The organism is Actinosynnema sp. NPDC059797 (assembly GCF_042732085.1).
Lineage (GTDB): Bacteria > Actinomycetota > Actinomycetes > Mycobacteriales > Pseudonocardiaceae > Actinosynnema.
Map to the genome: position 1 here is coordinate 59782 of NZ_JBHWIE010000021.1, position 1006 is coordinate 60787.

General features: G+C 76.0%; 3 protein-coding genes. All 3 read right to left on the reverse strand.

All coding sequences use genetic code 11. The features are described from left to right. Nucleotides 1-108: 108 nt before the first annotated feature. Nucleotides 109-273, reverse strand: coding sequence for a hypothetical protein (locus ACFV4N_RS09355; RefSeq protein WP_499672000.1), 165 nt, complete (start codon nucleotides 271-273; stop codon nucleotides 109-111). 92 nt (nucleotides 274-365) lie between these two features. Continuing rightward, the gene (locus ACFV4N_RS09360; protein WP_499672001.1) at nucleotides 366-584 is read right to left on the reverse strand and encodes a hypothetical protein; all 219 of its coding nucleotides are present in this window, start codon (nucleotides 582-584) and stop codon (nucleotides 366-368) included. After that, on the reverse strand, nucleotides 581-1006 hold a 426-nt coding region (locus ACFV4N_RS09365; protein ID WP_499672002.1), incomplete at its 5' end, for an AfsR/SARP family transcriptional regulator. The genes ACFV4N_RS09365 and ACFV4N_RS09360, both read right to left, overlap by 4 nt.

Genomic DNA, 1006 nt, shown 5'->3' on the forward strand with positions numbered 1-1006 from the left:
TGGGTGGGCGTGTGCGTCGTCATGGTGTCCCAGCCGTTGTTGGAGTGCGGGCGGGCGGCGGCCTGGTGGGTGGTCGCGGGGTGGGTGGCCACGCTCCCGTCGCTCGGGTCAGGTCCGCCGGGGGCCCGTCGACCCGGGCCCGTCCTCCGGCGTGTCACTGGGCGCGCGCCGGGACAGCTCGCGCTCGGTGTCGGTCAGCGGCGCGCCCGCGCCCTCCTCGGCGGCGCCGCGTTCCACGTCCTCGTTCTCGTTCTCCCTGCGGGGTTCGGTCATGCTCCCCTCCTTCCGGTCGCCGGGGCGATGCGCCGTGAGTTGCCCCTCAGGACCACCCCAAACTCATCACTTCGGGTGATTGCGCCGGCGGCTCAACCGACCACCAGCAGCCCCGCGCCGGCCACGGCGAGCAGGGAGCCGGCCGCGAACAGCCACGGGCCCACGCGCTGCCAGGCGGCGATCCGCCGGGCGTCCCGCAGCCGGTGGGGCTCGGCCGCCGACCACCGGCAGGCCAGGGCGAACACGCCGAACCCGGCCAGCCACAGCAGGCCGGTGGCGGCCAGCACCACGCCCAGCTCCGCCCCGTTCACCGGTTGCCCAGCAGGGGTCGCACCAGCCGGTGGATCTCCGGCGAGGGCTCCAGCCCCAGCTCGCTGCGCAGCCGCAGCCGGTAGGCGGTGTACTGCCGCAGCGCCTGCGCCGGGTTCCCCTCGGCCAGGTGCAGCTCCACCAGCGTCCGGTGGGCGCTCTCCCGCAGCGGGTCGCTCTGCACCGCCGCCAGCGCCGCCTGGTGCGCCCGGTTCCGGTCGCCCGCCGACCGGAAGCGCCCGCTCAGCGCTTCCAGCGCCCGCAGTCGCGCCTCCCGCCACCAGTCCTGCTCGGCCTGCAGCCACACGTGGTCCCAGCCGGGCAGCAGCTCCGCCTTCAACATCGCCAGCGACTCCGCGTCGGGTACCCGCTCGGTCACCGCGACCGCGTCCACCAGCCGGCAGGCGCGGCGGAAGTCCACGTC

Bases quoted from the DNA above. Each gene is read 5' to 3' on its own strand.
- ACFV4N_RS09355 (WP_499672000.1), bottom strand. From the start codon at position 273: ATGACCGAACCCCGCAGGGAGAACGAGAACGAGGACGTGGAACGCGGC.